Below are 24,813 nucleotides of genomic sequence, written 5' to 3' on the forward strand. Positions count from 1 at the left end.
ACGGAACCATGACCATGCTCTCTGCCGCGAAAGCGCCACTTCTGGCGGATCGTGATGCCATCTGGGCGCAGTTGCGGCACGAGGCGCGCGCCGCCGTCGCTGACGAGCCGCTTCTCGGCTCGCTCATCCACGCCGGGCTTCTGCACCATCACAGCCTCGAGGCCGCGCTGGCCTTCCGCTTCTCGCTGAAGCTCGCATCCGGCGAGATGTCCGAGCAGATCCTGCGCGAGATCGCCGATCAGGCCTATGCCGCCTCGCCGCAGCTTGGCGATGCGGCGCGCGCGGACTTGATGGCGGTCTATGATCGCGATCCGGCGACCCATCGGCTGCTGCAGCCGGTCCTGTTCTTTAAGGGCTTCCAGGCGCTGCAGGCCTACCGGATGGCGCATTGGCTGTGGCAGGAGGGGCGGCGCGACATGGCTTACTTCGTGCAGATGCGCTGCTCGGAATGCTTCGGCGTCGACATCCATCCGGCCGCGCGGATCGGGACGGGGATCATGATCGACCATGCCCATTCCATCGTCATCGGCGAGACCGCGACGGTCGGCAACGACGTCTCGATGCTGCATTCTGTGACGCTTGGCGGGACGGGCAAGGAGGATGGCGATCGCCATCCCAAGATCGGCGACGGCGTGCTGATCGGCGCGGGGGCGAAGGTGCTGGGCAACATCCGCATCGGCTCGCACTCGCGGATCGCCGCCGGCTCGGTCGTGCTGCACGAGGTGCCGCCCTGCAAGACCGTCGCGGGCGTGCCCGCGCGGGTCATCGGGGATGCCGGCTGCCCCGAGCCGTCGCACAGCATGAACCACCTGCTGGGCGCCGAGGACTACCGATAGAGCCGGTCCTGGGCGCCGCTTCCCGTCAGCTCGGGAAGGGTCATCCGCTCGGCGCGCAGGCGCGTGTCGAGCTGCTCGGCGATGCGCGGGGCGAGCGAGAGGCCCTGGTAGATCAGCGCCGAGTAGATCTGCACGGCGCTCGCGCCGGCCCGCAGCTTCTGCCAAGCGTCTTCGGCGCTGGAGATGCCGCCGACGCCGATGATCGGGATGCTGCCATCGAGGGCGCGGTGCAATTGCGCCAGCACCCGCGTCGCGCGGGCAAAGACGGGCCGGCCCGAAAGGCCGCCGGCCTCGCCTGCATGAGGTCCCGTGATCCCGTCCCGCGACAGCGTCGTGTTGGTGGCGATCACCGCGTCGATGCCAAGGTCTCGCGCGACCGCCGCGACTTCCGCGATCTCCCCATCAGACAAATCCGGCGCGATCTTCACGAAGATCGGGCGCCGCTGCGGCAGCGCGTCGCGCGCCGCCAGTACCCCCCCAAGCAATGCCGCCAGAGCCTTCGCCCCCTGCAGGTCCCGGAGGTTCTCCGTGTTGGGCGAGGATACATTGACCGTCAGGAAGTCCGCCGCTTCCCCTGCCACGCGCACCACCTCGGCGAAGTCCGCGGCCCGATCGGCGCTGTCCTTGTTCGCGCCGATGTTGAGGCCGACCGGCACGCCCGTCGGCCTCCGGCGCAGGCGCGCGGCAATCGCCCCGGCACCCTCGTTGTTGAAGCCGAAGCGGTTGATGATCGCCTGCTCTCCGGTCAGGCGGAAGAGGCGCGGCTTGGGGTTGCCCGGCTGAGGGCGCGGAGTCGCGGCGCCGACCTCGATGAAGCCGAAGCCGGCCCGCATCAGCGGCGCGACGACGCGGGCGTTCTTGTCGTAGCCCGCCGCCAGCCCCACCGGGTTCGGCAGATCAAGGCCGGCCACCTGCACACGCAGCAGATCGCTCGTCGGCGACTTGCCCGGCAGAGGCACCAGCCCCAACTCCAGCGCGCGGATCGAGAGGTCATGTGCCCGCTCCGGGTCCAGCCGGTGCAGGGCGGCGAGGCCGGCGCGCTCGATCAGCTTCATGCCAGCACTCCCAACACGTGGCCGTTTTCGCCCATCGGCATATCGCGGCTCCAGACCACGTCGGTCATGCGCAGCGGGCGGTAGAGATGCGGGAACAGCGCGCCGCCGCGTGCCGTTTCCCACCGCAGGTCGGCCGCCATGGCGTTTTCGCTGCAGGCGAGCAGCACCAGATCCCCCTCATCCGCGAAGTGCTTGCGCAGCGTGCCTTCGACCTGCTCGGCCGTGGACAGATGCACATAGCCGTCGGCCTCATCGACGGGGGCGCCGGCAGTCTCGCCCGCGCGCTTCAGCTCGGCCCACTCGGCCGGTCGGAGTATCTTGAACAGCAGCATGGCTGCATTTGCCGCGTCGCGCGGCACCCGGTCAAGGGCAGTGTCACCTCGCCGTCACGCAATATGTCCGCACGTTTGACAGCGCCCTGCGCCCTGCGCCATCTTCGGCTCTGACTTCATCAGGGCCGAAAGGACATCCGCATGACCCGTCTTCTTGCCACCGCCTCCGCCTTTGCGCTGCTGGCCTCGGCCGCGCAGGCCGAAACGGTGCTGCACATCCTGCACACCAACGACGTTCACAGCCGGATCGAGCCGATCAACGCCTCGGACAGCACCTGCAGCCCCGAGCAGATCGAGGCGCAGGAATGCTTCGGCGGCATGGCGCGGCTGGCCACCAAGGTCGCCGAGATGCGCGCCGAGATCGAGGCGGCGGGCGAGCATGTGATCCTGCTGGATGCCGGCGACCAGTATCAGGGCTCGCTCTTCTACACGACCTACAAGGGCGAGGAGGTCGTCGAGTTCATGAACCTTCTCGGCTATGACGCGATGGCGGTCGGCAACCACGAGTTCGACGACGGCCCCGAGGGGCTGGCGGTGCTGCTGGACGGCGTCGATTTCCCGGTGATCTCCAGCAACATCGACGTCTCGCAGTCGAACGTGCTGGGGGACCGGGTGCAGAAGCACGCGATCCTCGAGCTGGGCGACACGCGCGTCGGGATCGTCTCGGCGCTGGCGATGGACACGCCGGAAACCGCCTCGCCCGGCCCGAACGTGATCTTCCAGGACGACGCGGACAGCCTGGCCGCGGCGGTCGAGGAGCTGGAGGCCGAGGGCGTGGACAAGATCATCGCCCTGACCCATGTCGGCTATCTGCGCGATCAGGACTTCGCGGCCGAGGTGTCCGGCCTCGATGCGGTCGTCGGCGGCCATTCCCACACGCTGCTGGGTGACATGGAGGGCGCGCAGGGCACCTATCCGACCATGGTCGAGGGACCGGACGGGCGCGAGGTGCCGGTCGTGCAGGCTTATGGTTACGCGAAATATCTCGGCCACCTGAAGCTGACCTTCGACGATGAGGGCAACGTCACTGCCGTCGAGGGCCAGCCGACCCTGCTCGATGCCTCGGTCGCCGAGGACGAGGGCGTCGCCGCGCGTGTGGCGGAAATGGCCCAGCCCATCGAGGAGCTGCGCGCCGAGGTGATCGGCCAGGCGAACGGCCCCATCGACGGCAGCCGCGAGACCTGCCGGGCGCAGGAATGCGAGATGGGCAACCTCGTCGCCGATGCCATGCTTGACCGCGTGGCGGGGCAGGGCGTCACCATCGCGATCCAGAACGGCGGCGGTCTGCGCGCCTCGATCGACGAGGGCGAGGTGACGATGGGCGAGGTCTACACCGTCCTTCCCTTCCAGAACACGCTGGCGACCTTCGAGCTGACCGGCGCGGGCGTCATCGAGGCGCTGGAGAACGGCGCCAGCCGCATCGAGGAGGCCGCGGGCCGCTTCTCGCAGGTGGCGGGGCTGCAATACACCGTAGACACGTCGGCCGAGGCGGGCGCGCGCGTCTCGGACGTGATGGTGCGGAACGGCGAGGAATGGGTGCCCATCGACGAGGCGGCGACCTATCAGGTGGCCACCAACAACTACATGCGCGGCGGCGGTGACGGGTATGACGTCTTCGCCGAGCAGGGCGAGAACGCCTATGATTTCGGCCCGGATCTGGCCGAGGTGGTGGCCGACTTCATCGCGGCGCAGGATGGCGGCTACACGCCCGCGCTCGACGGCCGCATCACGGTCAACTGAGCCGCGCATCTGGCCGGTTGGCGGGCGACCGCCAATCGGCTAAGCGGCGGGGATGGGACCGCACTTCCCCCTCGCGCCGCCCGGCGCCACCATCGGCCTTCTGGGCGGGTCCTTCGATCCCGCCCATGCGGCGCATCTGGCGATCAGCCGCACCGCCCTGCGGCGGCTGAAGCTGGACCGGGTGTGGTGGCTCGTCTCGCCCGGCAACCCGCTGAAGGCGCACGGCCCCGCGCCGCTTGCCGCCCGCATGGCGGCAGCACAGGCCCTTACCCATGACCCCCGCATCGTCGTCACCGACATCGAGGCGCGGCTCGGCCTGCGCAAGACCGCCGACACCATCGCGGCCCTGCAGCGCCTTTATCCCGGCGCGCGCTTCGTCTGGCTGATGGGCTCGGACAACCTCGTGCAGTTCCACCACTGGGACCGCTGGCGCGAGATCGCGGCGGCGGTGCCGATCGCCGTGATGGCGCGCCCCGGCTCGCGCCTTGCGGCCCGCGGCGCCCCGGCCGCGCAGGTCCTGCGCCGCGCGCGCCTGCCCGAACACCGCGCGGCGCTGCTGGCGCGGATGGCGCCGCCCGCCTGGACGCTGCTGAACATGCCGATGTCGCCGCTCTCCTCGACCCAGATCCGCAACGGGGGCCGCCATGCTTGACCGCCGCATGTTCCTGGCCGCCGCCGCGGCCACGCTCGCCACCCCCGCCCTGGCCGAGCGCCGCCCGCCGCCGAAGCCCGCGCCCGATGCGCGGCGGCTGACCGCCCGGGTGCAGCTGCCGGGGCAGGTGGCCTTCGCGCTGCTGGGCCCGGACGGGCAGGCGGGGCCGCAGGACCTGGCGCTGGCGACGGCCGCCATTGCGCCGGCCTCGACGATGAAGGCGATCACGGCGCTCTACGTCCTCGACCGCGTGGGGCCGGAGCGGCGCTTTCAGACGCAGGTGATCCGCGCAGGCGACATGCTCATCCTTGCCGGCGGCGGCGATCCGGTCCTCTCCACCGACGATCTCGGCGCGCTGGCCGCCCAGCTTGCCGCGCGCGGCGAGGCTGCCCCGGCGCGCTTCGGGGTCTGGGGCGGCGCGCTGCCCACTATCCCCCGCATCGCGCCCGAGCAGGCCGAGCACCTGCCCTACAACCCCGCCCTTTCGGGGATGATGCTGAACTTCAACCGCGTCCATCTGGGCTGGACCCGCGCCGGCGAGATGAGCGTCGAGGCGCGCGGCGCCGCCGCCTCGCCCCGCGCCTTTACCATCACCGCCGCCGCTGCCAGCCAGCCGCAGCTCTTCGCCTATCGGCAGGAGGCGGCGCTGGAGCATTGGACGGTGCAGCGCGCCGCGCTCGGGGGCGGCGGCAGCCGCTGGCTGCCCGTCCGCCTGCCCGAGCTTCACGCGGGCGATGTCTTCCAGACCCTCTGCCGCGCGCGCGGCTTTGCCTTGCCCGCGCCCGAGGTGCTGGACCGCCTGCCGCAGGGCGAGGTGATCGCCCGCCATGACAGCCCGCTGGTCGGCGAGCTGATCCGCGACATGCTGCGCTATTCCACCAACATCACTGCCGAGGTGCTGGGCCTCCATGCCAGCGGCGCGCCGGACCTGCCGGCTTCGGGGCAGCGGATGCTCGGCTGGCTGAACGCGGCGGGCCTCGGGCAGGGGATGGTGCTGGCCGACCACTCCGGCCTCGGCGCGACGAGCCGGATGAGCGTCCTCGAGATGGCGCGGGTCATGGCCGGGCCGGGGCGCGAGATGAACCTCGCCTCGCTCCTGCGCCAGAACCCGCTCGAGGGCGACCCGAGCGGCGGGCCGATCCGCGGCGAGGTCGCGGCCAAGACCGGCACGCTCAACTTCGTCTCGAACCTCGCCGGCTTCGTCACCTCGCCCTCGGGACGGCAGGGGAGCTTCGCGATCTTCTGCGTCGATCCCGCCCGCCGCGACGCGGCCATCGGGCAGGAGATGCCTGCGGGCGTCAGCCAATGGACCCGCAGCGCCAAGGCGGTGCAGCGCGACCTGCTGGCGGCCTTTGCCGCGCGGCTGAGTTAAAGCGTCAGGTGCCGCACGCGAGATGAAAGCTCGATCGCGGCGGCATGGAGGCGCCCGACGTTCAGCTGGTCACGGATCTCGGCCAGCATCTCGATCTCGTTTTCGTAAAGCCGCCCGTCCGCCGCCGCCACGTCGCAGGCCAGCGCGTAGGCGGTCTCGTAGAGCTTCTCGGGCAGCGCGTCGCGGATCAGCCCGAACAGGGCGTCCAGCCCGTCCTCTTCCTCGAAGAGGGTGATGACCGTCTGGCTGACCGCGCGGATGCGGTCCACGTCATAGGCGGCGAAGACCGGCGCGTGATCGACCATGCGCTGGATCGCGACCAGTTCCGACGTTCGCATCGTGCTGTCCGAGGCGGAAACGGCCACCATCACCGCGACCAGCGCGTCGCAGGGAGAGAGGGAGGGCAGGTCGATGGTCATGGGTCGCTCCGGATCGGTTCGGGCGCAGATTATTGACGATCCCCGGGGCATTCAATAAGCGGGCAGGGCTTTCACGAAGGAGAAGCCCATGACCACCCTGCGCGACGCCGCGATTCAATCGAAGGCCTGGCCGTTCGAAGAGGCGCGCCGGGTGCTCAAGCGCTACGAGAAGGCGCCGCCGGAAAAGGGCTATGTGCTGTTCGAGACGGGCTACGGCCCCTCTGGCCTGCCGCATATCGGCACCTTCGGCGAGGTCGCGCGGACGACGATGATCCGCCGCGCCTTCCAGTTGATCAGCGACATTCCGACGCGCCTGATCTGCTTTTCCGATGACATGGACGGGATGCGCAAGGTCCCCGAGAACGTGCCGAACCAGGAGATGCTGCACGCGCATCTGCAACTGCCGCTGACGGCGGTACCGGACCCGTTCGGCACGCATGACAGCTTCGGCGGGCACAACAACGCCATGCTGCGCCGCTTCCTCGACACCTTCGGGTTCGACTACGAGTTCGTCAGCGCAACCGAATACTACAAGAGCGGCCAGTTCGACGCCGTCCTGCTGCGCGCGGCCGAGAAATATGACGAGATCATGGCCGTCATGCTGGCGAGCCTGCGCGAGGAGCGGCAGCAGACCTATTCCTGCTTCCTGCCGATCAGCCCCAAGACCGGCCGCGTGCTCTACGTCCCGATCAAGAACGTGGACGCGAAGGCCGGCACGATCACCTTCGACGAGGACGGCGAAGAGGTCACGCTGCCCGTCACCGGCGGCAACGTGAAGCTGCAATGGAAGCCCGATTTCGGCGCCCGTTGGGCGGCGCTGGATGTCGATTTCGAGATGTATGGCAAGGACCACAGCACCAACACGCCGATCTATGACGGGATCTGCAAGATCCTGGGCGGGCGGCCGCCCGAGCATTTCACCTATGAGCTGTTCCTCGACCAGCACGGGCAGAAGATCAGCAAGTCCAAGGGCAACGGCTTGTCCATCGACGAATGGCTGACCTATGCGTCCACGGAAAGCCTGTCCTACTTCATGTACCAGAAGCCGAAGACCGCCAAGCGGATGTATTTCGACGTCATCCCCAAGGCCGTGGACGAATATCACCAGCAGCTGCGCGCCTATCCGGACCAGTCGCCCGAGCAGCAGCTGGCCAATCCCGTCTGGCACATCCACGGCGGCGACGTGCCCGCCTCGGACATGGTGGTGCCGTTTCAGATGCTGCTGAACCTCACCTCGGTCGCGGGCGAGACGGGCAAGGACGGGCTTTGGGGCTTCATCCAGCGCTATGCGCCGGACGCATCGCCCGAGACGCATCCGGGCCTCGACGCCGCAGCCGGCTTCGCGCTGCGCTACTATGCCGACTTCGTGGCCCCCGCCCGCGAGTTCCGCGCGCCGACGGACAAGGAGCGCGCGGCGATGGAGGATCTGGAGGCGCGGCTGGCGGCATGGGACGAGCCGGTCGAGGCCGAGGCGCTGCAGACCATGGTCTTCGCGGTGGGCAAGGATCACAGCTTCGAGCCGCTGCGCGACTGGTTCGGCGCGCTCTACCAGGTGCTGCTGGGCGCCGATCAGGGGCCGCGCTTCGGCGGCTTCGTGGCGCTTTACGGCGTGGACGAGACGCGCGACCTGATCCGCCGCGCGCTGGCCGGCGAGATGGCGGCCTGAGGCGCTGTTGCGCGGCCCCGGCCGCGCAACGCACGCCCCGTTCAGCGCCCGTTAAAGGTTCATCAACTATTTCCTAACGGTCACGCGCAGGAGGTGCCCCCCTCCGGTGCCTTGGAAACGGCCGAGGGAGATGGACCGATGAACATAGCGATCACGAACGGCCTGCTGCTGATGCCGCCCGCCTTCCGGGCCGGCCTCGCCGCATGGTCCCGCAGCACCGGCGCGCCCGGCACGCCGACCTGGGCGCAGGCGCAGAACGCGGCCCTGGTGCCGGCCGACCAGGATTTCGGTGCCTGCCTCGAGATCGTCAAGCAGCAGACCACCACCAGCATCCGCTTCATGGGCGAGACGCCGATGATCCCCGGCGTCTACCTGCGCGTCTCGGCGCGGGTCAAGGTCGTCGCGGGCGCGCTGGCGAGCGTGCGCATCGCGGGCTGGACCGGGGACGCGCAGCGCGCCGAGGTGACGGGCCTGACGACGACGGGGCGCACCATCGCGCTGCAGAACTATGGCGAGGTGGTCGAGGTCAGCGCCATCGTCGGCGTCGGCTCGCGTGCGGGCGTCGACATGAGCTGGGGCGTGCGTCCGGTCTACGGCCATTTCGGGCTGGACCTCGTCGGCGCCAATGGCGGCGCCTTCCGGATCGAGAGCGTCCGCATCGAGGACATCACCGCCGCCTTCGTCCCCTCGCTGCTGGACTGGGTGGACGTGCGCGACTTCGGCGCGGTGGGCGACGGGGTGACGAACGACCGCTCGGCCTTCCTCGCGGCCGACCAGGCCAGCCGCGGCGGCTCGGTCCTCGTGCCCGAGGGGAACTTCTTCATCTCGGGTGATCTGTCGATCAGCAGCCGCATCCGCTTCCGCGGCCGGATCACCACCCCCGCAGCGACCCGGGTGGCCTTCCTGCAAAGTTTTGACTTTCCGACCTATGCCGACGCCTTCGGGGACGAGACCCTCGGGATGCAGAAGGCGCTGCAGGCGCTTCTGGGCTTCACCGACCATATCTCGCTGGACCTGCGCGGGCGCCGGGTGGACCTCGACGGTCCGCTGATGATGTCCGAGCTGGCGCCCAACATCACCGGCTTCTCGAACCGGCGGGTGATCCAGAACGGCTCGATCCAGGCCAAGCCCGGCCCGAACTGGGACACCGGCCGCTGGAGCAGCGTGGCGACCTACAACCCGGCCAATCCCGACGTGCTGACGAACGTCGCCAACGTCGCCGCGATCGAGGTCGGCAGCCGCGTCGTCGGCAATGGCGTCGGGCGCGAGGTCTACGTCAACGCCCGCAACATTGCCGAGCGCACGTTGACCCTGTCCCAGCCTCTGTTCGGGGGACCGGCCACGCGCACCTACACCTTCGAGCGCTACCGCTATCTCATCGACTTCTCGGGAATGAGCCAGATGGACCGGCTCAACTTCGCCAGCATCGACTTCGGCTGCGAGAGCATCGCCAGCGGCGTCATGCTCTGCGCCAAGGGCGAAATGATCCAGTTCACCGACTGCTACTTCACCCGCCCACGCGACCGCGGCATCACCTCGATCGGGCGCGGCTGCCAGGACCTTCTGGTGGACAACTGCCAGTTCCTGTCCAACGACATGAGCGTGCCCGCCCAGCAGCGCACGACCATCGCGATCAACGTGAACGCGAACGACACCAAGATCCGCAACAACCGCTTCGTGCGCTTCGCCCATTTCATGGTCGCCTGCGGCGGCGGGCACATCATCAGCGGCAACCACTGGTTCCAGGGCGACGGCTCGGGCGAGGGGCTGCGCTTCGCGGGCCTCGTGCTGACGCAGCCGAACGTGCAGACCACCGTCAACGGCAACTACATCGACAACGCCTCGATCGAGTGGACGAACGAGCACAGCGCCTATCCCGCCTTCACCGGCACCGAGTTCAGCTTCGGCGGCCTGACGCTGACGGGGAACACCTTCCTCTGCTCGAACACCGTGCCGTGGTTCTCGTGGATCGTGGTGAAGCCCTACGGGCCGAACCACTTCATCCACGGGCTGAACGTGGTCGGCAACGTCTTCAAGGCGCTCTACGGCAGCATCACCCGGATCGACCGGGTGGACAGCTCGATCGCGGATCTCGACTACAACAACATGCGCAACCTGCAGTTCGAGGCAAATACCTTTAACGGCATTCAGACCTATGTCGCCAACCCGCTGATGATCCAGCACACGCAGAACACGGCGGCGGCGACCTGGACCATCCCCGTGATCGAGGGGCTGCCCTTCCAAGGCTGGACGAAGTCGGTGCAGTCGGTGGTGAACGAGACGGCGCTGACGACATCGAGCGGCGCGCGGCAGGACGTCGCGCCGGTGGTCAACGTGCAGGTGGGGGCGTCGCGGCGGCAGATCAGCCTGTCCTACGGCACGGCGCTGCGGGGGCGCGTCTGCCTCTACGTGCGGATGGACCGCCCGCAATAACGCCCTCCGGTTGAACCCGAAACGGCCCGTCGCGGAGCGTCCCGCGGCGGGCCTTTTGCGTCGGCTGTGAAACGTTGACATGATCAGGCCTTTTCCTGTCAATTTGTTCACAAAAAAATTGTTTGCGTTAAATTACTTAACGCGCGTCGCCGAATGTGCTTAACATTCCTCCAGAGGCAGCTGTTCAAGCAGCAGGCCGACAGATGGCACGACCTGGGCCGGGGGCCCGGAGAGGGGGAAAGATGTGTTCAGAAACGGTTGAGAAACACGCAATTCCGGAAGGGTTCGGCAACGCGCATGTCGGCCCCGAGGACTACGCAAGGCTCTACGCCGAATCGATCAACGATCCCGAGACGTTCTGGGGCCGCGAGGGCAAGCGGCTGGACTGGATCAAGCCCTACACCAAGGTCAAGGACACCGATTTCACGCTCGGGCAGGTCAGCATCAAGTGGTTCGAGGACGGCGTCCTGAACGCCTCGGTCAACTGCATCGACCGACACCTGCCGACCCGCGCGAACCAGACCGCGATCATCTTCGAGCCGGATGATCCGAAGACCCCGGCCCAGCACATCACCTATGCCGAGCTGTCCGAGAAGGTGAACCGCTTCGCCAACGTGCTTCTGAGCCAGGGCGTGATGCGCGGCGACCGCGTCGTCATCTACCTGCCGATGATCCCCGAGGCCGCCTATGCGATGCTGGCCTGCGCGCGGATCGGGGCCGTCCATTCCATCGTCTTCGCCGGTTTCTCGCCCGACGCGCTTGCGAATCGGATTAACGACTGCGGCGCCAAGGTCGTCATCACCGCCGACACCGCCCCGCGCGGCGGGCGCCGCACCGGGCTGAAGTCGAACACCGACGCGGCCCTGCTGCACTGCTCGGACAAGGTGCGCTGCCTCGTCGTCAAGCACACGGGCGACCAGACGACCTGGGTCGAGGGCCGCGACATCGACGTCAAGGAACAGATGAAGCATGTCAGCCCCGACTGCCCGCCGCGGCCGATGGGGGCCGAGGACCCGCTGTTCATCCTCTACACCTCGGGCTCGACCGGCAAGCCGAAGGGCGTCGTGCACTCGACCGGCGGCTACCTGCTCTATGCGGCGATGACCCACCAGATCGTCTTCGACTACCACGAGGGCGACGTCTTCTGGTGCACGGCCGACGTGGGCTGGGTCACCGGGCACAGCTACATCGTCTATGGCCCGCTGGCGAACGGCGCGACCACGATCATGTTCGAGGGCGTGCCGACCTGGCCCGACGCCGGCCGCTTCTGGGAGGTCTGCGCCAAGCACAAGGTCACGCAGTTCTACACCGCGCCGACCGCGATCCGCAGCCTGATGGGCAAGGGGCCGGAATTCGTCGAGGGGCATGACCTGTCGAGCCTCCGCATCCTCGGGACCGTCGGCGAGCCGATCAACCCCGAGGCCTGGAACTGGTACAACGAACATGTCGGCAAGGGCCGCTGCCCGATCGTCGATACCTGGTGGCAGACCGAGACCGGCGGCCACCTGATCACGCCCCTTCCGGGCGCGACCGAGACGAAGCCCGGATCGGCCACGCTGCCCTTCTTCGGCGTCAAGCCCGTGGTCCTCGACCCGACCAGCGCCGAGGTGCTGGAGGGCAATGGCGTCGAGGGCGTTCTGTCCATCGCCGACAGCTGGCCGGGGCAGATGCGGACCCTCTGGGGCGATCATGCCCGCTTCGAGGAGGCCTATTTCCAGCAATATCCCGGCACCTACTTCACCGGCGACGGCTGCCGGCGGGACGAGGACGGCTATTACTGGATCACCGGCCGGGTCGACGACGTCATCAACGTCTCGGGCCACCGCATGGGCACGGCCGAGGTGGAATCGGCGCTGGTGGCTCATGAGAAGGTCGCCGAAGCCGCGGTCGTCGGCTATCCGCACAGCCTCAAGGGGCAGGGCATCTATGCCTATGTGACGCTGATGAACGGCGTCGAGCCCTCGGACGAACTGCGCGCCGAGCTGGAGAAATGGGTCCGCACCGAGATCGGCCCCATCGCCAAGCCCGACCTGATCCAATGGGCGCCCGGCATGCCGAAGACCCGCTCGGGCAAGATCATGCGCCGCATCCTGCGCAAGATCGCCGAGAACGACTACGGCAGCCTCGGCGACATCTCGACCCTGGCCGAGCCAGAGGTCGTGGACGATCTCATCGCCAACCGCATGAACCGCGGCTGACGATAGGGGGGCGGGCCGTCATGGCCCGCCCCCGCAACGCGTCCGGTCCCGCCGCAGGCCGAGACGCAGACAAGCAAGTGCGGCACGAGGGACGTGTCTGACGATGGGGAGGACCACAGGACATGAGCGATCGACAATCATCCAACGCCTACTGGCAGGCCAATCTTAAGATCATCTACATCTGCATCGCCATCTGGGCCATCGTGTCCTATGGCTTCGGCATCATCCTGCGCCCGATGCTGGCAGCGATCCCGATCGGTGGCACCGACCTGGGTTTCTGGTTCGCGCAGCAGGGCTCCATCCTGATCTTCATCGTGCTGATCTTCTGGTACACGGCGCGCATGAACAAGATCGACGCCGAACACGGCGTGGACGAGTGAGGAACGGATCATGAGTCAGTTTACCCTCAACCTCATCGTCATCGGCGCCTCCTTCGCGCTGTATATTGGCATCGCCATCTGGGCGCGCGCCGGCTCCACGGCCGAGTTCTACGCCGCCAACCGCGGCGTCGGCCCGGTCATGAACGGCATGGCCACGGCGGCCGACTGGATGTCGGCGGCCTCGTTCATCTCGATGGCCGGCCTCATCGCCTTCACGGGCTATGACAACTCGACCTACTTGATGGGCTGGACCGGCGGCTACGTGCTGCTGGCGCTGCTGCTTGCCCCCTACCTGCGCAAGTTCGGCAAGTTCACCGTGCCCGAGTTCATCGGCGACCGCTTTTATTCCAGCTCGGCCCGGATCATCGGCGTCGTCTGCCTGCTCATCGTCTCGATCACCTACGTGATCGGCCAGATGACCGGCGTGGGCGTCACCTTCTCGCGCTACCTGGAAGTGTCGAACTCGACCGGTCTGTGGATCGGCGCGGCGCTGGTCTTCTGCTACGCCGTTCTCGGCGGGATGAAGGGCATCACCTACACGCAGGTCGCGCAGTACATCGTGCTGATCACCGCCTACACCATCCCGGCGGTCTTCATCTCGCTGCAACTGACGGGCAACTTCCTGCCGCAGCTTGGCCTCTTCGGCACGCATGACGCGTCGGGCCTCGCCTTCCTGTCCAAGCTGGACCAACTGGTGACCGACCTCGGCTTCCGCCAGTACACCGGCCACCACAACTCGACCCTCGACATGGTGCTGTTCACCCTGGCGCTGATGATCGGCACCGCGGGCCTGCCGCACGTGATCATCCGCTTCTTCACCGTGCCGAAGGTCTCGGATGCACGGAAATCGGCGGGCTGGGCGCTGGTCTTCATCGCGCTGCTCTACACCGTGGCGCCTGCCGTCGGCTCGATGGCGCGCTTCAACCTGACCGCGACCATGTGGCCGGGCGCCGAAACCGGCGAGACCTTCAGCGCCGAGCCGATCACGCTCGAGGCGATCGAGACCTCGCCCGATCTGGAATGGATGCGCCGCTGGCAGCTGACCGGCCTTCTCAACTGGGAAGACAAGAACGGCGACGGCTTCATCCAGTACTACAACGAGGCGAATGCCGCGAACGCGCCGGTTGCCGCCATCGTCGAAGAGCAGGGCCTCGTCGGCAACGAGCTGACCACGGTGAACAACGACATCATGGTTCTCGCGAACCCTGAGATCGCCAACCTGCCGGGCTGGGTCATCGCCATCGTCGCCGCCGGCGGCCTTGCCGCCGCGCTCTCGACCGCCGCGGGCCTGCTGCTGGCCATCTCGGGCGCCGTGTCGCACGACCTGATCAAGGGCACGCTCATGCCCAACATCAGCGAGCGCGGAGAGTTGAACGCCGCCCGCATCTCGATGGCGGTCTCGATCCTGGTCGCGACGCTCCTGGGTCTGAACCCGCCGGGCTTTGCGGCGCAGACCGTGGCACTGGCCTTCGGCCTTGCCGCCAGCTCGATCTTCCCGGTGCTGATGATGGGCATCTTCTCGAAGCGGGTGACCAAGGAAGGCGCGATCGCCGGCATGATCGCCGGGATGCTGACGACCATCCTCTACATCTTCACCTACAAGGGCTGGTTCTTCATCGCGGGCACCAACATGCTGCCCGACACGCCCGACGCCTGGATGTTCGGCATCTCGCCGGCCTCTTTCGGGACGATCGGCGCGGTGATCAACTTCGCGGTGGCCTTCATCGTCTCGCGGATGACGCAGAAGCCCCCGGTCCACGTGCAGGAGCTGGTCGAATCGATCCGCGTCCCGCGCGGCGCCGGTGGCGCGATCGCCCACTGAGCCTGAAACGCCGCGTCCCCTTTCTGGGGGCGCGGCAACCGCAACCGTCCGGGGGCCGCAGCGTGATGTCCGACATCGCAGATTTCATCGCCACGGTGCATCCCTATGACAGCCTGCCGCGGGACGAGCTGGCGCATGTCGCCGGCTTCTTCAGCCGCAGGAGCTACCCCGCCGGCGCGACCGTCTATTCCTATGGCGACCGCCTGCCGGGGCTCTACCTAATCGAGACCGGCGCGATCACCGTCAGCGACCGCAACGGCGACAGCGTCTCGCAACTGGGACCCCGCAACAGCTTCGGCGAGCGCGGGCTGCTGCGCGACGGCCTGGCCGTTACCACTGCACGGGCGGAGGCGGACAGCACCGTCCTCATGCTGCCGCGCGACGAGGTGCGCCGCCTCATCGAGGCGCATCGCGCCGTCGCCCGCTTCTTCGACCGTGGCCGCGGCCCGGCCGATCGCGCCGCGCCCGTGGCGACGCTGAAGGTCGAGGACCTGCTGACCGCGCGCCCCCTGGCCTGCGCGCCCCACACCCCCGTGATCGAGGCGGCGCGGATGATGCGCGCGGCCCATGCCAGCAGCCTCGGCGTGACCGAGGCGGGGCGGCTGGTCGGGCTTGTGACCATCCGCGACATGTCGAACCGCGTCGTGGCCGAGGGGCTGGACCTGACCCGGCCCGTGCGGGACGTGATGACGCGCGATCCGGTCACGCTGGCGCCCTCGGCGCTTGGCTACGACGTGCTCAACATCATGCTGGAGCGGCGCGTCAGCCACCTGCCGGTGGTCGAGGGCGGGCGCTTTCTCGGCATGATCAGCCAGTCCGATCTGACGCGCGTGCAGGCGATCTCGGCCTCGGGGCTGATCCACGAGGTCTCGCGCGCCGAGGACAGCGCCCAGATGGCCCGCGCCACCGCCCGCATTCCCGAACTGCTGGTCCAGCTCGTCGCCGCCCACCAGCGGCACGAGGTCGTCACGCGGATGATCACCGACATCGCCGATGCCGTGACGCGGCGTCTGATCGTGCTGGCCAAGGCCGAACTGGGGCCGGCCCCCGCGCCCTGGCTCTGGGCTGCCTGCGGCAGCCAGGGCCGGCAGGAGCAGACCGGCGTCAGCGACCAGGACAACTGCCTGATCCTGGCCGATGGGGCGGACCCCGCTGATCCGTGGTTCCGCGACCTGGCGCGGATGGTCAGCGACGGGCTGGACGCCTGCGGCTATGTCTACTGCCCCGGCGAAATGATGGCGACGAACCCGCGCTGGCGGCAGCCGCTGGACGTGTGGCGGCGCTATTTCCGCGACTGGACGCGCCAGCCCAGCCCCGAGGCGCAGATGCTGTCCTCGGTCATGTTCGACCTGCGCGCGATCGGCGGCGAGGCCGCGCTGCTCGAGGACTTGCAGCGCGAGACGCTGGAGGCCGCCTCGCGAAACTCGATCTTCGTGGCGCACATGATCTCGAACTCGCTCAAGCACCGGCCGCCGCTCGGCCTCATCGCGGGTTTCGCGACGATCCGCTCGGGCGAGCACCGCCACCACATCGACATGAAGCTGAGCGGCGTGGTCCCGGTCACGGACCTCGCGCGGGTCTATGCGCTGAAGGGCCGGATCACCGCGGTCAATACCCGCGCCCGCCTGCAGGAGGCCGAGAGCCGCGGCGTCGTCTCGGCCTCGGGCGCGCGCGATCTTGTCGCGGCCTATGACATGATCCAGACCATGCGCCTCGAGAACCAGGCGCATCTGGTCAAGGCGGGGCGCAAGCCCGACAACTACCTGTCGCCGGGCGATCTGCCCGACTTCGAGCGCAGCCACCTCAGGGACGCCTTCGTGGTGGTGCGCTCGATGCAGTCGGCACTCGGACATGGAAAGGGAATGCTGGGATGAGCGGGATCGGCGTCGAGATCTTGGGGGTCGTGGCCGTGGGCATCGGCATGGCCGCGGTGCTCTATGCGCTGCGCCACGCCGCGCAGCGCGCCGGCTGGAAGCTGCCGCTTTGGCTGCTGCCGGCAGGCATCGGCGCGGCGATGGTCATGTATTCGGTCTGGAACGACTATGCCTGGTACGACCGGGCCGTGGCGCGCCTGCCGGCGGGGACCGAGGTGCTGATGGTCGGCACGGCCCGGCAGGCCTGGGCGCCCTGGACCTTCCTCGCGCCGGTCGAGGTGCGCTTCGCCGCGCTCGATCCGTCGGCCGTGACCGAGGCCGCCGAGGGCAGGCGCCATGCGCAGATCATGCTGGTCGAGCGGCGTGGCCAGACGCTGCTGGTCCCGCAGGAATTCGACTGCGCCGGCGGCATGATCCGCCCGGCGCGCGGGGACTGGGCGCCGGCGGCGGCGGGCGATCCCGCCTTCGCCGCCGTCTGCGGCGAGGGAGGCGCGTGATGGCCGAGATCCTTGTGATCGAGGACGAGGACAACATCGCGGTCGCGCTGGACTTCCTGCTGACCCGCGACGGCCATTCGCACAAGCGCATGGCCACGGGCGCGGGCGCCGTCGCGCGCATCCGCGAGACGCATCCCGACCTCGTGCTTCTGGACGTGATGCTTCCCGATGTCTCGGGCTACCAGATCGTGCAGGACGTGCGCGCCGATCCCTCGCTGGCCGATGTCCGCGTGCTGATGATGACGGCCCGCGGCTCGGTGGTCGAGCGGCGCAAGGGGCTGGCGCTTGGCGCGGACGGGTTCATCGCCAAGCCCTTCGAGCTGTCCGAGCTGCGGGCCGAGATGTCGCGCCTGCTGCAAGGGCCGTGCTGACGCGGCTGTCCCTGCGGGTCCGGTTCCTGCTGCTCTTCGCGGCACTGGCGGCGGCCGGCCTTGTGCTTCTGGTGCTGGCGCTGTGGCTGGCGGCCGCGCGGCTGGCCGGCCAGGGCGTCGCGCCGGCGCAGATGCTGGACGGGCTGGTGCAGGCCGGGCTGGTTCTGGGCTTCGGGCTGGTGGGCGCGATCACCGCGCTCTGGCTGCTGATCGACCGCCACGTGGCCCGGCCGATCGAGGCGCTGGCGGGCGGGCTGCGCACGGGCCAGGCGCCCGACCCGGAGGCCGCGCGCTATCTTGCCGACTTGGGGCCCGCGGCTGCCGAGGCCGCCGAGGCGCGGGCGGCCTCGGCCGAGGCGCTGGCGGCGGCGGTCAACGAGCACGCGGCCGACCTGGCGCGCGAGAAGGCAAGCCTCGAATCGATCCTTGCCGATTTCGGCGCCGGCGCGGTGATCTCGGACGCCTCGGGACGGGTCGTCTTCTACAACGCTTCTGCCGCGCGGCTGCTGCCAGGCCTTGGCCTCGACCGGCCGCTCGACCGGCACCTGCTGCGCGGCGCGCTGGAGGCGGCCGAGGCGCGGCTGGCGGCGGGCGCGGGGGCGACGGACCTCATCTGCATGACGCCCGAGGGCCAGCGCCTGTCGGGCCGGATGCGCCGGGTCGAGGACGGCACGCTCCTGATCCTGCGCGACCGACCGGCCGAGCGACCGGCCCCGCGCGCGACGCTGGAGGCGCTGCGCCGGCACGCCGCGACGCTGGTGCCGATGCTGGACGCGCTGGACGGCCCGATCCCGCCGCAGCTCGCCCGGGCCATCCGCGACGAGGGGCAGGGCCTTGCCCATGCCACCCGCCAGCTTTCCGAGATCCTGGCGGGCGACGCGCCGGCGGGGATCGCGGGGCTGGACGAGCTGGGCGCCGGGCTGGAGCTGGCCGCGGACCTGCCGCGCGGGCTGCGCTTCCAGGCCGAGGCCGGGCCGCTGAACGCGCTGCTGCGCCATCTCGACCGCTGCCTGCGTGGGCAGGGCCTTGCCCCGCGCCTGTCGCTGGAGGCCGCCGGGGCCGAGGCGCTGCTGGCGCTGGATTGGGACGGCCCGCCTTTGGCGATGGACGCGCTGGAGGGCTGGCTTGCCGCCGCGCCCGACCAAGGCCAGCCCGACATCACCGGGACCGAGATCCTCGCCAGCCACGGCACCGGGCTCTGGCCCGAAGCGGCCGGGGATCGCGCGCGGCTGGTGCTGCCGCTGCGGCTGGTCGTCGGGCTGGCCGACAGTGCCGGGGTGACCTACGACTTCGCGCTGACCACCCGCGGGGCGGCGTCCTCTCGGCTTGCCGATCTGACCTGCGTGGTCTTCGACACCGAGACGACGGGGCTGGAGCCGACGGACCGGATCGTGCAGATCGCGGGCCTGCGCATCGCCCGCGGCCGCCTGACCGGCGAGCGGTTCGAGACGCTGGTCCATCCCGGCCGCCCGATCCCGCCCGCCTCGACCGCGATCCACGGCATCGATGACGCGATGGTGGCCGAGGCGCCCGACATGACGCGGGCGCTGGCGGCCTTCCACCATTTCGCGGAAGGCGCGGTGCTGGTCGCGCATAACGCGCCCTTCGACATGGGCTTCTTGCGCCGCGCCGCGCCCGAGACGGGCGCGCATTTCGACAATCCGGTCCTCGACACGGTGCTGCTGTCGGCGATGGTCTGGGGCCAGTCGGCGCCGCACAGCCTCGACGCGCTGACCGAGCGGCTCGGCATCGCCATCCCGCCCGAGGCGCGGCACACGGCGATGGGCGACACGGTGGCGACGGCCGAGGCCTTCCTGCGCCTGATCGCGGCGCTCGAGGCCAAGGGGATCGAGCGGCTGGAGCAGGCCCTGGCCGAAGGGCGCAAGCACCGGCGGCTGGTCCGCGACGCCAACTTGCCGACGCAAGGCGCGGGCGGCGGCTAGATGTCCAGCTCGGGCTGCGAGGGATCGCGCAGCGGCGCCGGGCGGCCGGGCAGCGCGGGACCGGCTTCGGGCAACAGCCGCTGCAACCCCTCGCCAAGGGGCGGGGGCGGGGGCGCCTCGGCGCGGCGGCGGATGAGGATGTCGCCATTCGCCAGCCGCTCGGGGGGCTCGTAGTTGCGGATGTCGTCCACGAGGGCCGCAAGCTCCTGCAGGGCCGGGGCCATCCGCTCGAGCGCGCCGGCCATGTCGCGGCCAAGAAGGTCCAGCTGGGGCGCGGCTTCCTCGCGGAACTGCCGGAACAGCAGCCCCATGCCGCGCTCGATGAGGCTGAGGCCGTCCTCGGCCTCGGGTGCCGGGGCAGAGGGCTCCTGCGCGGCCAGCGGCAGCGGCAGCGGCAGGGCGAGCGCGGCGAGAAGGGCGAGGGTCGGGATGCGATGCGTCATCGGCAGGATCTGGGAAGCCCGCGCGGGCTTCGCAAGGCGCCGCGTCAGGCCGGGCTCTGCCGGCCGCCGCCATGCATGGCGCGAAAATTCTCCCAGGCCTCGTTGATGCGGCGGGTGCGCGCCTCGGCCATGCGGATCGCCTCGGGCGGCAGGCCGCGGGCGATGGCGCGGTCGGGATGGGCCTCGCGGATCAGCTCGCGCCAGCGCCGCCGCGCCTCGGGCAGGGGCGTCTCGGGCGCGACGCCCAGCACCTCGCAGGGGGGGCAGCCCGCGGCGGGGTCGTGGCGCAGGCGGATCTCGGCCAGGCGGGGGGCCGGGATGCCGAAGATGCGCCCGACCTCGTCGAGGAACTGTGTCTCGGCCTCCTGCAGCGCGCCGTCGGCCACGGCAATGATGTAGAGCCCCTCGATCACGTCCTCGAGCACCGTGTCGCCCGGCTGGAACATGGCGGCGATGCGCCGCGCCCAGGCATCGAAGCCCGCCACGTCCTGCCGCGCCAGGTCGAAGACGCGCGCGGCATTTTTCTCTTCGGCGCGCGGGATGATGAAGACGCGGCGGAAGGCGGCGACCTCGGACCGGGCGACGGTGCCGTCGGCCTTGGCAAGCTTCGCGCCGAGCGCGATGATCGCGATGGTGAAGGCCACCGAGCGTTCGGGCGGCGGGGCGGGGCGGTTCGTCCAGAGGAAGGCGACCACGCGGTCGGTCATGCGCTGCCAGAAGCTGCGCGGCTTCGGCAGGGCCGGGCAGGTGCGCCCGCAGGTCGAGGGATCGTCGCAGCATTCCATGGCGCGACGTTAGCGCCGTTCAAGGGGGATGTGTAGGGGCCGGTTGTCGCGCTTAGGCCGGCGCAACGGGACCGGGCGCAAGGTCCTTGCCCATCAGCACCAGATCGTGGAAGGCGCCGAATTTCCAGCCGGCCGCCGGGATGCGGCCCCACTCGCCATAGCCGCAGGCCGCGTGGAAGGCGACCGAGGCCGTGTTCGAGCCGGTGATCGCGCCGATCATCAGCCGGTGGCCGACGGCGCGGGCGTGATCCTCAATGGCCGTCAGCATCCGCCGGCCGAGGCCGCGGCCGCGGGCGGCGGGGGCGGCGTGGATGGTGTGCTCCATGCTGCGCGCATAGCCGGCGCCGCCGCGGAACTGGCTGTAGGTGGCAAAGCCGAGGATGGCGCCTGCGTCCTCGGCCACGAGGAAGGGGTGGCCCTCGGCCGCGCGTTGGCGGATCACCTCGGCGATCTCGGCCTCGCTGCGCGGGGTGGGCCAGAAGGTGATGACGGTGCCTTCGACGATGGGGTTCCAGATCGCGCCGATGCCGGCGGCGTCCTCGGGGCGCGCCGGGCGCAGGATCACAGCGTCACCTCGCCGGCCGGACCCGTCAGCGTCAGCTGCATCGGCGTGCCGGTCCCGGTCAGCATGATCCGGCGGTCGGCGATGTCCAGCCGCTCCAGCGGGACGGCCAGCCGGGCGAGGCGCAGGCCGCGATCGCGCAGGTGGTGCCCGGGGTGGTCGTCCCCGTCCCACGCGATCCGCATCGGCTCGGCCCCGCCGCGCGGCATCTGGCCGCTGTCCGGCAGGGTGATGCGCCAGGCGAGGCTGCCGCGCGTGGCCGCGGCGATGGTGGTGCCCGGTGGCGCCTGCAGCGGCGACTGCCGGACCGCCCAGCCCGCCACGCGCGGCGGGCCGTCGAAGCTGTCGAGGCCGAACCAGCGCGGCCGGTCCAGGGCCGGCGCCTCGGGGTCGATGGCGATCAGCTCCAGATACTCATGGGGGCCGAGCGAGAGCAGCAGGTTGTGCGTGCCCATCAGCGGGTGCTTGCCGCCGGGCTCGGGGCGCAGGCCGAGCCGCGCCTCCAGCCAGTCGGCGCCCTCGTCGAGGCTGCGGGCGGCAATGGCGACATGGTCGAACTGCATCGGCTCAGCCGCGATGGGCACCGGCGGCCAGGTCGCGCACGAAGGCCAGAACTTCGGGGACCGGCCGGCCCTCGCCGATCAGCTTGACGATGGCGCTGCCGACGACGCAGCCGTCGGCGACGCCCGCGATGGCCTCGGCCGCCTCGGGGGTCGAGATGCCGAAGCCGACGACCACGGGCAGGCCGGCGCTGGCGCGGATGCGGGCGACCTCGGGGGCGACCTCGGCGGCGTTGGCCGCGGGGCCGCCGGTGATGCCGGTGACGCTGACGTAATAGACGAAGCCCGAGGTGTTCTTGACCACGGCTGGCAGGCGGCGGTCATCGGTGGTCGGCGTGGCAAGGCGGATGAAGTTCAGCCCGGCCTGGGCGGCGGGCAGGCACAGCTCGTCATCCTCCTCGGGCGGCAGGTCCACGACGATGAGGCCGTCGATGCCGGCCGCCTTGGCCTCGGACAGGAAGCCCTCGACGCCGCCGGGGCGGGCGTAGATCGGGTTGTAGTAGCCCATGAGGACGATGGGCGTCTCGTTATCGCCCTCGCGGAAGGCGCGGACCATGTCCAGCGTGCGGCTGACGCTGCCGCCCGCTGCCAACGCGCGCTGGCCGGCGGACTGGATCGTGGGGCCATCGGCCATCGGGTCGGTGAAGGGCATGCCCAGCTCGATGATGTCCACCCCGGCGGCGGGCAGGCCGCGCATGATCTGAAGCGCGGTCTCCTGATCCGGATCGGTCGCCATCATGTAGGCGACGAAGGCCTTGCCGTTCTGCTGCTTCAGCGCCTGGAAACGCGCGTCGATTCTGGTCATGGCTGCCCTCGTCCGTTGTCCGGGCAGCACTAGCCCGCAGAGGGCGGCCGTGCAACGCCGTATGGCTGGACTTGCCGGTCGGGGGGGCGTAACAGGCGGCGATCATTCAGGACGGGAAGGACGGGGCGATGGGCTTTCGCATGGGGATCGTGGGACTGCCGAATGTCGGCAAATCGACGCTGTTCAACGCGCTGACGCGGACCGCCGCCGCGCAGGCCGCGAACTTCCCCTTCTGCACCATCGAGCCGAATGTGGGCGAGGTCGCCGTGCCCGACCAGCGGCTCGAGACGCTGGCCGGCATCGCCGCCAGCAAGCAGGTCATCCCGACGCGCATCACCTTCGTGGACATCGCCGGTCTCGTGAAGGGCGCGTCCAAGGGTGAGGGCCTCGGCAACCAGTTCCTGGCGAACATCCGCGAGACGGACGCCATCGCCCATGTACTGCGCTGCTTCGAAGACGGGGACATCACCCATGTCGAGGGCCGGGTCGATCCCGTCGCCGACGCCGAGGTGATCGAGACCGAGCTGATGATCGCGGACATGGAATCGATCGAGCGACGCCTGGCGAACCTCGCCCGCAAGCTGAAGGGCGGCGACAAGGAGGCCGCCGCGCAGGAGGGTCTGCTGAAGCGCGCCCTCGCCGCGCTGGAGGAAGGCCGCCCGGCCCGCACCGTCGAGGTGGCCGAGGACGACCGCAAGGCCTGGTCCATGCTGCAGCTGCTGACCGCGAAGCCGGTGCTCTATGTCTGCAACGTCGCCGAGAGCGACGCCGCCAGCGGCAACGCCCTGACCGAGAAGGTGCGCGAGATGGCCGCGGCGCAGGGCGCCGGCCATGTCGTCATCTCGGCGCGCATCGAGGAGGAGATCAGCCAGCTCGATGCCGAGGAGGCCGAGATGTTCCTCTCGGAGATGGGGCTGGAGGAGGCCGGGCTCGACCGGCTGATTCGCGCGGGCTACACGCTGCTCGGGCTTCAGACCTACTTCACGGTCGGCCCCAAGGAGGCGCGCGCCTGGACGATCCGCAAGGGCACGCTGGTCCCGCAGGCCGCCGGCGTGATCCACGGCGATTTCGAGAAGGGCTTCATCCGCGCCGAGACCATCGCATATGACGACTATGTCGCCGGCAAGGGTGAGGCGGGTGCGCGCGAGGCCGGCAAGCTGCGCGTCGAGGGCAAGACCTACGAGGTCAAGGACGGCGACGTCCTGCATTTCCTCTTCAACGGCTGAGGGCGCTGCGGCGGGAACCGAACCGCCGCGTCATCGTTCCAACATCAGGATGTCATGCGGCCGCCATCTGCGGCCCATAGAAAAGGCCGCAGCTTTCGCTGCGGCCCCTGCGCCGTTGGTCGCGCAATCTCCCTGCCGGACTGGCCGGTCATCATTGCGTGCCACGCTAGTCGCGACGTCGTGATCCGTCAACTGCCCATCTGTGCCCGCCGATCACGTTGCAGCCAGCGGAGCGGCCTGCCTGAGGCAAGAAAAAAGCCGCGCCCGAGGGCGCGGCAGTCCAACAGGGAGGAAGGTCCGGGCTACGGCATGTGACCCGGACAAGAACAGGATGACACAGCCGGGTTAACATTGTCTTGAACAACCGCGCGTTGCGTGCGGATTGTTGCCAAGAGGCGCGTCCGCCCGGTCACAGCGCGAGGCGCTGCGCCGGCGCGCTGTCCACCGCCGCGCGCATCTCGGCCAGGATGGCGATGACCAACAGGACGTGCCGCTGCATGTGATACTCGGCCGCGCGCGCGAGGCGCAGGTCGTTCTGCACCGCCTCCTCGGCGCGCAGGCGCGACAGGCAGCGGCCGGGGGCGGGGCAGCTGTCGGTGCGCAGCAGGGCGGGCAGATCGCGGCTGCGTTTCCAGCCGGCCTGCCCCTCGCGAGCGGCGCGGATCAGGGCGGCGGGGCGGCGGAGAGGCCCGTCGCTGCTGCGCGGGCGGAAGACGATCACGTTGCTGGTCTGGGTCATGGCGCAGGGTCTCCTGACATGTCTCCCTCGCAGCTTTGCACAATCTTGGGTTGTGTTGCCGATCCGGCCCATGCAGCGCGCGCTCGAGCAATGGTTCTTTAGG

The 24,813-nt window shown here is 69.7% G+C and carries 23 protein-coding genes; 14 read left to right on the forward strand and 9 right to left on the reverse strand.

The annotated features are described in order from the left end of the window. Window positions 1–14: 14 nt before the first annotated feature. Window positions 15–836: a serine O-acetyltransferase gene (gene cysE / locus BLP73_RS09730; protein ID WP_175453322.1), complete on the forward strand. Its 822-nt coding sequence runs from the start codon at window positions 15–17 to the stop codon at window positions 834–836. On the opposite strand, the gene BLP73_RS09735 is transcribed toward cysE, so the two are convergent. Together BLP73_RS09735 and BLP73_RS09740 are read right to left on the reverse strand one after the other, a co-directional pair. Further along, window positions 827–1,891 carry a quinone-dependent dihydroorotate dehydrogenase gene (locus BLP73_RS09735; RefSeq protein WP_090743293.1) on the reverse strand — a complete coding sequence of 355 codons (1,065 nt, stop codon included), beginning with the start codon at window positions 1,889–1,891 and terminating at the stop codon, window positions 827–829. The two genes, cysE and BLP73_RS09735, sit on opposite strands and share 10 nt — an antisense overlap. Further along, entirely contained in the window at window positions 1,888–2,223 is a 336-nt protein-coding gene (locus tag BLP73_RS09740) for a DUF952 domain-containing protein (RefSeq protein WP_090743296.1), read from the reverse strand. The genes BLP73_RS09735 and BLP73_RS09740 overlap by 4 nt, the downstream gene beginning before the upstream one ends. 141 nt (window positions 2,224–2,364) lie before the next feature. On the opposite strand from BLP73_RS09740, the gene BLP73_RS09745 reads away from it, so the two are divergent. From BLP73_RS09745 to BLP73_RS09755, 3 genes are read left to right on the forward strand one after another with little or no spacing between them, the layout of a single operon-like run. Beyond that, window positions 2,365–3,963 carry a bifunctional metallophosphatase/5'-nucleotidase gene (locus BLP73_RS09745; protein WP_090743299.1) on the forward strand — a complete coding sequence of 533 codons (1,599 nt, stop codon included), beginning with the start codon at window positions 2,365–2,367 and terminating at the stop codon, window positions 3,961–3,963. 52 nt (window positions 3,964–4,015) lie between these two features. After that, window positions 4,016–4,615, forward strand: coding sequence for a nicotinate-nucleotide adenylyltransferase (locus tag BLP73_RS09750; RefSeq protein WP_090743302.1), 600 nt, complete (start codon window positions 4,016–4,018; stop codon window positions 4,613–4,615). Continuing rightward, window positions 4,608–5,987, forward strand: a complete 1,380-nt coding sequence (locus tag BLP73_RS09755) for a D-alanyl-D-alanine carboxypeptidase (protein ID WP_090743305.1) — start codon at window positions 4,608–4,610, stop codon at window positions 5,985–5,987. Before BLP73_RS09750 ends, BLP73_RS09755 begins: the two co-directional genes overlap by 8 nt. Here the strand turns inward: BLP73_RS09755 and BLP73_RS09760 are convergent. Further along, window positions 5,984–6,406 (reverse strand): tellurite resistance TerB family protein, encoded by a 423-nt coding sequence (locus tag BLP73_RS09760; RefSeq protein ID WP_090743308.1) that lies wholly within the window; start codon window positions 6,404–6,406, stop codon window positions 5,984–5,986. The genes BLP73_RS09755 and BLP73_RS09760 overlap by 4 nt on opposite strands. 88 nt (window positions 6,407–6,494) lie before the next feature. Between BLP73_RS09760 and BLP73_RS09765 the strand changes: the two genes are divergently transcribed. The 9 genes from BLP73_RS09765 (at window position 6,495) to BLP73_RS09805 (ending at window position 19,590) form a co-directional block, all read left to right on the forward strand. Then, window positions 6,495–8,072, forward strand: a complete 1,578-nt coding sequence (locus BLP73_RS09765; protein ID WP_090743312.1) for a lysine--tRNA ligase — start codon at window positions 6,495–6,497, stop codon at window positions 8,070–8,072. A gap of 138 nt (window positions 8,073–8,210) precedes the next feature. After that, a complete protein-coding gene (locus BLP73_RS09770) occupies window positions 8,211–10,505 on the forward strand; it encodes a glycosyl hydrolase family 28-related protein (RefSeq protein WP_090743315.1) in 2,295 nt (764 codons plus the stop codon). Window positions 10,506–10,747: 242 nt separating this feature from the next. Continuing rightward, the gene (gene acs, locus BLP73_RS09775; RefSeq protein ID WP_090743318.1) at window positions 10,748–12,703 is read left to right on the forward strand and encodes an acetate--CoA ligase; all 1,956 of its coding nucleotides are present in this window, start codon (window positions 10,748–10,750) and stop codon (window positions 12,701–12,703) included. A gap of 122 nt (window positions 12,704–12,825) precedes the next feature. Then, a complete protein-coding gene (locus tag BLP73_RS09780) occupies window positions 12,826–13,083 on the forward strand; it encodes a DUF4212 domain-containing protein (RefSeq protein ID WP_090743321.1) in 258 nt (85 codons plus the stop codon). 10 nt (window positions 13,084–13,093) lie between these two features. Beyond that, complete coding sequence (locus BLP73_RS09785) at window positions 13,094–14,905, forward strand: sodium:solute symporter family protein (RefSeq protein ID WP_090743323.1); 1,812 nt, start codon at window positions 13,094–13,096, stop codon at window positions 14,903–14,905. A 65-nt stretch (window positions 14,906–14,970) separates the two neighbouring features. After that, window positions 14,971–16,779 (forward strand): DUF294 nucleotidyltransferase-like domain-containing protein, encoded by a 1,809-nt coding sequence (locus tag BLP73_RS09790; protein ID WP_090743326.1) that lies wholly within the window; start codon window positions 14,971–14,973, stop codon window positions 16,777–16,779. Further along, entirely contained in the window at window positions 16,776–17,276 is a 501-nt protein-coding gene (locus tag BLP73_RS09795) for a hypothetical protein (RefSeq protein WP_090743329.1), read from the forward strand. The genes BLP73_RS09790 and BLP73_RS09795 overlap by 4 nt, the downstream gene beginning before the upstream one ends. Then, a complete protein-coding gene (locus BLP73_RS09800) occupies window positions 17,276–17,647 on the forward strand; it encodes a response regulator transcription factor (RefSeq protein WP_090743331.1) in 372 nt (123 codons plus the stop codon). The genes BLP73_RS09795 and BLP73_RS09800 overlap by 1 nt, the downstream gene beginning before the upstream one ends. After that, a complete protein-coding gene (locus BLP73_RS09805; RefSeq protein ID WP_090743334.1) occupies window positions 17,641–19,590 on the forward strand; it encodes a 3'-5' exonuclease in 1,950 nt (649 codons plus the stop codon). The genes BLP73_RS09800 and BLP73_RS09805 overlap by 7 nt, the downstream gene beginning before the upstream one ends. On the opposite strand, the gene BLP73_RS09810 is transcribed toward BLP73_RS09805, so the two are convergent. The 5 genes from BLP73_RS09810 to trpA are packed head-to-tail and all read right to left on the reverse strand — an operon-like array spanning window position 19,587 to window position 22,745. Beyond that, window positions 19,587–20,033 (reverse strand): hypothetical protein, encoded by a 447-nt coding sequence (locus BLP73_RS09810; RefSeq protein ID WP_175453300.1) that lies wholly within the window; start codon window positions 20,031–20,033, stop codon window positions 19,587–19,589. The two genes, BLP73_RS09805 and BLP73_RS09810, sit on opposite strands and share 4 nt — an antisense overlap. A 44-nt stretch (window positions 20,034–20,077) precedes the next feature. Further along, entirely contained in the window at window positions 20,078–20,818 is a 741-nt protein-coding gene (locus BLP73_RS09815; RefSeq protein ID WP_090743336.1) for a J domain-containing protein, read from the reverse strand. A gap of 52 nt (window positions 20,819–20,870) precedes the next feature. Continuing rightward, on the reverse strand, window positions 20,871–21,383 hold the full coding sequence (locus tag BLP73_RS09820; protein ID WP_090743339.1) for a GNAT family N-acetyltransferase: 513 nt from the start codon (window positions 21,381–21,383) through the stop codon (window positions 20,871–20,873). Next, window positions 21,380–21,964, reverse strand: a complete 585-nt coding sequence (locus BLP73_RS09825) for a VOC family protein (RefSeq protein WP_245686621.1) — start codon at window positions 21,962–21,964, stop codon at window positions 21,380–21,382. Before BLP73_RS09825 ends, BLP73_RS09820 begins: the two co-directional genes overlap by 4 nt. Next, entirely contained in the window at window positions 21,948–22,745 is a 798-nt protein-coding gene (trpA, locus tag BLP73_RS09830) for a tryptophan synthase subunit alpha (protein ID WP_090743344.1), read from the reverse strand. The genes BLP73_RS09825 and trpA overlap by 17 nt, the downstream gene beginning before the upstream one ends. Before the next feature lie 128 nt (window positions 22,746–22,873). Between trpA and ychF the strand changes: the two genes are divergently transcribed. Beyond that, on the forward strand, window positions 22,874–23,971 hold the full coding sequence (ychF, locus tag BLP73_RS09835) for a redox-regulated ATPase YchF (RefSeq protein WP_090743347.1): 1,098 nt from the start codon (window positions 22,874–22,876) through the stop codon (window positions 23,969–23,971). A 409-nt stretch (window positions 23,972–24,380) separates the two neighbouring features. Here ychF and BLP73_RS09840 read toward each other — a convergent pair whose 3' ends face one another. Continuing rightward, complete coding sequence (locus BLP73_RS09840) at window positions 24,381–24,710, reverse strand: DUF6477 family protein (RefSeq protein WP_090743351.1); 330 nt, start codon at window positions 24,708–24,710, stop codon at window positions 24,381–24,383. Between the last annotated feature and the right edge of the window lie 103 nt (window positions 24,711–24,813).

Origin of the sequence: Paracoccus tibetensis, assembly GCF_900102505.1 — a bacterium.
Lineage (GTDB): Bacteria > Pseudomonadota > Alphaproteobacteria > Rhodobacterales > Rhodobacteraceae > Paracoccus > Paracoccus tibetensis.

Excerpts from the sequence above, each read along its gene's own strand:
- trpA (WP_090743344.1), bottom strand. The coding sequence starts at position 22,745 with ATGACCAGAATCGACGCGCGTTTCCAGGCGCTGAAGCAGCAGAACGGC.
- BLP73_RS09760 (WP_090743308.1), bottom strand. The coding sequence starts at position 6,406 with ATGACCATCGACCTGCCCTCCCTCTCTCCCTGCGACGCGCTGGTCGCG.
- BLP73_RS09740 (WP_090743296.1), bottom strand. The coding sequence starts at position 2,223 with ATGCTGCTGTTCAAGATACTCCGACCGGCCGAGTGGGCCGAGCTGAAG.
- BLP73_RS09785 (WP_090743323.1), top strand. The coding sequence starts at position 13,094 with ATGAGTCAGTTTACCCTCAACCTCATCGTCATCGGCGCCTCCTTCGCG.
- ychF (WP_090743347.1), top strand. The coding sequence starts at position 22,874 with ATGGGCTTTCGCATGGGGATCGTGGGACTGCCGAATGTCGGCAAATCG.
- BLP73_RS09840 (WP_090743351.1), bottom strand. The coding sequence starts at position 24,710 with ATGACCCAGACCAGCAACGTGATCGTCTTCCGCCCGCGCAGCAGCGAC.
- BLP73_RS09815 (WP_090743336.1), bottom strand. The coding sequence starts at position 20,818 with ATGGAATGCTGCGACGATCCCTCGACCTGCGGGCGCACCTGCCCGGCC.
- BLP73_RS09745 (WP_090743299.1), top strand. The coding sequence starts at position 2,365 with ATGACCCGTCTTCTTGCCACCGCCTCCGCCTTTGCGCTGCTGGCCTCG.
- BLP73_RS09765 (WP_090743312.1), top strand. The coding sequence starts at position 6,495 with ATGACCACCCTGCGCGACGCCGCGATTCAATCGAAGGCCTGGCCGTTC.
- BLP73_RS09795 (WP_090743329.1), top strand. The coding sequence starts at position 16,776 with ATGAGCGGGATCGGCGTCGAGATCTTGGGGGTCGTGGCCGTGGGCATC.
- BLP73_RS09755 (WP_090743305.1), top strand. The coding sequence starts at position 4,608 with ATGCTTGACCGCCGCATGTTCCTGGCCGCCGCCGCGGCCACGCTCGCC.
- BLP73_RS09770 (WP_090743315.1), top strand. The coding sequence starts at position 8,211 with ATGAACATAGCGATCACGAACGGCCTGCTGCTGATGCCGCCCGCCTTC.
- BLP73_RS09780 (WP_090743321.1), top strand. The coding sequence starts at position 12,826 with ATGAGCGATCGACAATCATCCAACGCCTACTGGCAGGCCAATCTTAAG.
- BLP73_RS09810 (WP_175453300.1), bottom strand. The coding sequence starts at position 20,033 with ATGACGCATCGCATCCCGACCCTCGCCCTTCTCGCCGCGCTCGCCCTG.
- cysE (WP_175453322.1), top strand. The coding sequence starts at position 15 with ATGCTCTCTGCCGCGAAAGCGCCACTTCTGGCGGATCGTGATGCCATC.
- acs (WP_090743318.1), top strand. The coding sequence starts at position 10,748 with ATGTGTTCAGAAACGGTTGAGAAACACGCAATTCCGGAAGGGTTCGGC.
- BLP73_RS09790 (WP_090743326.1), top strand. The coding sequence starts at position 14,971 with ATGTCCGACATCGCAGATTTCATCGCCACGGTGCATCCCTATGACAGC.
- BLP73_RS09735 (WP_090743293.1), bottom strand. The coding sequence starts at position 1,891 with ATGAAGCTGATCGAGCGCGCCGGCCTCGCCGCCCTGCACCGGCTGGAC.
- BLP73_RS09800 (WP_090743331.1), top strand. The coding sequence starts at position 17,276 with ATGGCCGAGATCCTTGTGATCGAGGACGAGGACAACATCGCGGTCGCG.
- BLP73_RS09750 (WP_090743302.1), top strand. The coding sequence starts at position 4,016 with ATGGGACCGCACTTCCCCCTCGCGCCGCCCGGCGCCACCATCGGCCTT.